General features: G+C 54.8%; 5 protein-coding genes. 1 reads left to right on the forward strand and 4 read right to left on the reverse strand.

Translation table 11 applies throughout. From position 1 onward, the window contains the following. Nucleotides 1–66 precede the first annotated feature (66 nt). Nucleotides 67–585, reverse strand: coding sequence for an NUDIX hydrolase (locus tag HCR00_RS06965; RefSeq protein WP_208317187.1), 519 nt, complete (start codon nt 583–585; stop codon nt 67–69). A gap of 215 nt (nt 586–800) precedes the next feature. Here HCR00_RS06965 and HCR00_RS06970 point away from each other — a divergent pair, with 215 nt between their 5' ends. Then, complete coding sequence (locus tag HCR00_RS06970; RefSeq protein ID WP_166987888.1) at nt 801–2,183, forward strand: aldehyde dehydrogenase family protein; 1,383 nt, start codon at nt 801–803, stop codon at nt 2,181–2,183. A 73-nt stretch (nt 2,184–2,256) separates the two neighbouring features. Here HCR00_RS06970 and HCR00_RS06975 read toward each other — a convergent pair whose 3' ends face one another. The 3 genes from HCR00_RS06975 to HCR00_RS06985 all read right to left on the reverse strand — a co-directional run. Continuing rightward, on the reverse strand, nt 2,257–2,856 hold the full coding sequence (locus HCR00_RS06975) for a CE1759 family FMN reductase (protein WP_166987885.1): 600 nt from the start codon (nt 2,854–2,856) through the stop codon (nt 2,257–2,259). Nucleotides 2,857–2,945: 89 nt separating this feature from the next. Continuing rightward, nucleotides 2,946–4,466, reverse strand: a complete 1,521-nt coding sequence (locus HCR00_RS06980) for a DHA2 family efflux MFS transporter permease subunit (protein WP_167144012.1) — start codon at nt 4,464–4,466, stop codon at nt 2,946–2,948. 115 nt (nt 4,467–4,581) lie between these two features. Next, nucleotides 4,582–6,000, reverse strand: a 1,419-nt coding sequence (locus HCR00_RS06985) for an MSCRAMM family protein (RefSeq protein WP_167144015.1), incomplete at its 5' end; no start/stop codon positions are given.

The raw sequence follows: 6,000 nt of genomic DNA on the forward strand, positions 1-6,000 counted from the left end.
CTTTCACAACAACCGCCGTGTTACCAGCGTTTTGGTAGCTCGGCGGTTTTGTTATGCTGTTTTACCCTAGGCGCGCCCAGTATTGCGATTCTGCCCCGGTAGCGCTGTGCGCCCCTGCCCGGTGCGGGGTCGTGGTCTGCGCCGCATTTTGCGCCCCTGCCCGCGGCCAATAATGCCCGCCATGCGCAAGCCTGTGTCGACAAGTGAGAGGGTGCGCATCTTGCCAAGATCCTCAAGCTTCACCCAGCGTGCTTCGTCGCTGGATCCTCCCACCTCGTTGACCAACGGCGCTTCAGCAACTCGCGCACGATACACAATGCGGATCGTGTGCAGTTTCGGGTCTACACCAACGGGTGTGTCTTCGCGGTTCATAACTCGCGAGTCAACGCCGAGCAGTTTGCCCACACGCGCTTCAAGCCCGGTCTCTTCAAACACCTCTCGCACTACTGTGTCGCGTGGATCCTCGCCCGGCTCTATGCCGCCGCCGGGTAGGGTCCAACCGTGCAGCTGACCGCGCCTCCAGTGTGTGAGCAGCACCTCCCCACGCCGTTCTATCACAGCGTAAGCAGCCACTCGCGTATCCATATATACGACTCTACCGGAGTTAAATGCGCGTCGTCAGGGATGAGATAATACGGCGGATCCTCAATAGGGTTGCAGGGCGCCACGCAAGATTGCCACCCAAACTAGCTTGGCACGGGGTTTCAGTGAGAAAATACCAGTGACAGCAACTGTCGCGAAACAGTGAGGTGCCGTGGCAACAGCAGCGCGGGCGCGACAACAACAAAAGGAGAGACCTGATGGGCAACTATGTTTCTAAAAACCCTGCCACCGGAGAGGTTGTCGCTGAGTTTCCTGAGCATTCAGATGCTGAAATTAACGAGGCAATTGAGAAAGCAGATGGAGCGTATCGCAGCTGGAAGTTTGCGTCACTGTCGGATCGCGCGGCGTTGCTGCAACAGGTTTCTAAGGTTTTCCGCGATAGAGCGCAGGAATTGGCTGAGGTTATAACCACTGAGATGGGCAAACCTATCACTCAGGCACTGGGTGAGGTAGAGATTGTGGCTCGTATTTTTGAATACTATGCGGTGAACCTCGAAAAGTTTCTCGCAGATGAGCTGATCGAGACTGCGCTTGCGGGCAAAGCGTTTATTCGCGCTGAGGCGATCGGGGTGCTGCTCGGCATTATGCCGTGGAACTTCCCCTACTATCAAATAGCGCGGTTTGCGGCGCCGAACATTGGTTTGGGTAACACTATTCTGATCAAACACGCCCGCAACTGTCCGCGCACCGCGCTTGCGTTCGAGTCGGTAATGCGGGAAGCTGGTGCCCCCGAGGGTGTTTACACCAATATTTTTGCGAGCAATGAGCAGGTTGCCCAGATGCTTGCGCATGATGCGGTGCGAGCGGTGTCACTCACCGGGTCAGAGCGGGCCGGTGCTGCGGTTGCCGAGGCGGCCGGTCGCAATTTGAAGAAGTGTGTGCTAGAGCTGGGCGGCTCTGATCCGTTCATTGTCTGTGCGTCTGCAGATCCGCAACAGGCGGCCGCAGCCGCCGCAGAGGGCCGGCTGCGCAACGCCGGGCAGGTGTGCACCTCATCAAAGCGTTTCTTTGCGCACGCTGATATTTATGATGAGTTTGTGCGCGAGCTAAAACAGGAGTTTAGTGAGTGGGTGCCGAGCGATCCGCTCTCTCCAAATACCAAGATTGGCTCGCTGTCAAGCGCCACAGCACTCGCAGACGTCGATGAGCTTGTGCAGGATGCTGTTTCTAAGGGCGCCACAGTTCTGGTTGCCGGTGGGCACTGCGATGTGCCGGAGTTTCTTGATGGTAGCTTCTATCAGCCGATAGTGCTCACCGATGTCACCGAAGACATGCGAATTTTCCGAGAAGAGGTTTTCGGCCCGGTTGCTGTGCTGCACCGCTTTGAAACAGATGAAGAGGCAATCGCTGCGGCAAATGACAGCCCCTACGGGCTTGCGGCAGCCGTGTTCACTAATGATGATGCGCAGTGGAGCAAATTCAATCACCGGCTAGAGGTTGGCATGGTGTGGCGCAACGCAACCAGCAAGTCTGCGCCGGAGCTGCCCTTTGGTGGTGTTAAAAATTCTGGTTTCGGGCGTGAACTTTCAAGACTCGGCCTTGATGAGTTTGCTAATAAAAAACTGATAGCAGAGCCTTAATAAGCGAACTGCGCGCCGCTATGCGCGTTCGGTGGCGGGTGGTGAGCTAACTAGTCACCGCCCGCCACACTGTTTAGTTCGTCTCTCGGGGCAGACCCCAGCACTCCTTGGCAATTTGTGCGCCCACTCCGCATCGCATAAGAATCGCGAGCTCTTTAGCAGCGCGTTCGATCCGCTCTGTTAATTCTGCCCCAGCCCAGTCTTCGGGGGCCGCGTAAATCGATGTCGGGATGATGAGTGCTCGCATGAAAGCAAACAGGGGTCGCAGATGATCGTCAGCGACCATAACGTGTCGACTTGATCCGCCTGTTGCGGTAAGCAGCACTGGTTTAGCGACGAGCAAATCAGTGCTGAGCAGGTCTATGAAGCTTTTAAACAGCCCACTGGGCGCGGCTTTATAGACAGGAGTTCCTATTATTAGGCCGTCAGCCTGCGCAATCAAGCTGATGGTCTCTTGCAGTGCGTCCGTCACCGTTCCGCCGACAATGCTTTGCATAATGTCACCTGCGAGCGGCGCAAGCTCTACCGCGGTCAATGTCACCTCGTGCCCGGCTTTGTCGAGTGTTTCAACAACCTTGAGCGCCGCCTGATCTGTCAGAGTTTTAGTGGTCGAGGGGTTGCTCGTCCCGGCACTAATAGTGAGCAGTTGAAGCGGCGTTGTTGCGTTAGACATGACGCTGATCTCCTAGTGTCTGATGTTTTGTCCGTTATAAACCTTAAACCCTGCGTGCTGGCAGTAATTTTTCAAGCGCTGACAGCACTTCAGCCCTGTTCACCACCGACCGAGCTGATCCGTCGCGGCACCGTGAACCATGCGATTATTGCTGAGCAGACGCACAGCGCAGCGGCTACCAACAGAGTCATCTGCACCGCTTGCACATATGCGGTGTTTACCGCTGTAAAGATAGTTTGATCGTCGAAAAAACTAACAGCACCAGCAAGGGACTCTGAAATTGTTTCACGTGAAACACTGTCGACTCCTGCCGGTAGCTGCAGACTCTGGCTGTAGACGCTGTTTATCAGCGATCCCATAACCGCGATACCAAAAGCTGCCCCCAGCTCAAAACCGGTTTCAGATATGGCTGAGGCGGCCCCGGCGCGCTCTGGTGGCACCGCGCTAAGAATAACGTCGTTTGTAAGACTCATCGCTGTCGCAGCACCAAACCCGAGCAGCCCCAGCGCAACAGCTGTTGGCCAATAGGGCTCAAGTGTCACTGTATAAGCCAGCAGCGCAAAGGCTCCCGCGGTTAGAAGCATGCCTCCGGCAATCGATCCGCGATAGGCGAATCGCGCAATAAAAAAGCCCACAAGAGCCGGTAGCACTAGCTGCGCAACCGCGATCGGGAGCTCTGCAAAACCTGCGGTGAGTGGGGAGTATCCACGCAGAAACTGCAGATATTGCGAGAAGAAATAATTGAGCCCGATGATTCCAAAAATTGCAACCATGTTTATGAGGTTTGCACCCGTGAATGCGCGAATGCGAAACAGGTATACGTCCATCATCGGTTGGTACTGCCGCAGCTGGCGACGCACAAAGACAGTTCCGCCGATAACGCTGATCATGAGGGTTGTTAGCGTGATCCAGTCAAAAGCGTTGTGCGCAAAATGTTTAATTGCATACACGAAACTGACCATTGTCACCAGTGACAGCAACGAAGAAAGCACATCAAAGGAGCCAGGGTTTGGGTTTTTTGATTCCGGGAGCAGCAGTGCGCCGAAGATGATCAAGATCACCATAACGGGCACGTTAATAAGAAACACCGACCCCCAATGGAAGTGTTCGAGAATGAACCCGCCAATCACCGGACCGAGCACTCCGCCGACGCCGAAAGCACTCGCCCAGATCGCGATGGCGCGGGTGCGCTCCCTATCATCTATAAAAATGTTGCGGATCAGAGCCAGCGTTGACGGCATTAGATTGGCGCCAGCGGCTCCCATGAGTGCGCGCGCACAGATCAGCATTTCTGGCGTGGTTGCATATGCCGCAAGAATGGAGCTGAGCCCAAATGCTGCAGAACCGATGAGGAGCAGTTTTTTTCGCCCGATCCGGTCTGCTAAATTTCCCATCGTCACAAGCAGGCCGGCTATCACCAGCGTGTAGCTATCGCTGATCCAGAGTAGTTGGTTGGCGCTGGGCTTTAGATCTTGTGAGAGAGCGGGAACAGCGATAAACAAAACTGTGTTATCGATAGAGACGAGCAGGCAGGCAAGCACGAGAATTGCGAGTGCCCACCATCGTTTTGCTGCTGGTTCGACCGTTTGCACTGTTTTGTTGCTGTTCATGACACACTCCACAATATCAATAGCACAGCTGCAGACTGGGTTTTCTATTATGACTGTGAAAAGACCCGCCCAACAGTTGTTGAGCGGGTCTTAATCACTGTGTCAGATTTTATGCCTAGGCATCCTTCCGACGTCTAGCAGCTGCAACCAAAGTGGCTCCCGCAAGCAGTGCGAGGGCACCACCAGACAGCAGCGCGGGTGCCGTTTCACTACCTGTCATTGCAAGCTTAGGCTTGTTAGGAGTTACCTTAACAGGTGGTTGCGGCTGTTCCGGAACTGGCGGCTGCTCAGGCTCAGCCGGCACAGGTGGCTCCTGTTCATCAGGCACCGGTGGCTGTGGTTCTGCGTTGTTGACGACATCACCCAGATCAACAGTCACACCATCCCGCTCAACCTTCACAGCAAGCGGCTCCTGATCCAACACATAACCCTCTGGCGCCTTAGTCTCAACAACACTATAAGCGCCATACGAAACACCATCAAACTGCACTACACCAGCATCATCCGAGGTCGCCGTAGCAACAACCGCGTCATCCTTACGCAGCTCAAACTCAGCACCAGCAAGCACACCACCAGCACCATCAACCTTACGCAGCTTCACAGCACCAGACACAATCTTGTTATCAACAGTAACCGTGCGATCAGCAACAGCCTCACCAGCCACAGTAACCGCATCAGAAGCAACAGTCACAGTAACCGGAGCAGCCTTCACAAGATTATCCGGCGCCTCAGTCTCAGTCAGCGTGTAAACACCAAACGGCACACTATCCCACTGCAAACCACCAGTCGAATCAGTAGCCCCAGTAAACGGTTCAGGCAACCGCTCAGGCGCAGGCACACCAGCAAGAGCTTCCTTCCAAGCAAGCTCAAACTTAACACCCGGCCCCGGATCAACACCCGCAACAGTCTTCAACACCTTCACAACACCAACCGTCGGTTCTGCGTTGTTGACGACATCACCCAAATCAACAGTCACACCATCCCGCTCAACCTTCACAGCAAGCGGCTCCTGATCCAACACATAACCCTCTGGCGCCTTAGTCTCAACAACACTATAAGCGCCATACGAAACACCATCAAACTGCACTACACCAGCATCATCCGAGGTCGCCGTAGCAACAACCGCGTCATCCTTACGCAGCTCAAACTCAGCACCAGCAAGCACACCACCAGCACCATCAACCTTACGCAGCTTCACAGCACCAGACACAATCTTGTTATCAACAGTAACCGTGCGATCAGCAACAGCCTCACCAGCCACAGTAACCGCATCAGAAGCAACAGTCACAGTAACCGGAGCAGCCTTCACAAGATTATCCGGCGCCTCAGTCTCAGTCAGCGTGTAAACACCAAACGGCACACTATCCCACTGCAAACCACCAGTCGAATCAGTAGCCCCAGTAAACGGTTCAGGCAACCGCTCAGGCGCAGGCACACCAGCAAGAGCTTCCTTCCAAGCAAGCTCAAACTTAACACCCGGCCCCGGATCAACACCCGCAACAGTCTTCAACACCTTCACAACACCAACCGTCGG

This window comes from Canibacter zhoujuaniae (genome assembly GCF_011752005.1).
Lineage (GTDB): Bacteria > Actinomycetota > Actinomycetes > Actinomycetales > Microbacteriaceae > Canibacter > Canibacter zhoujuaniae.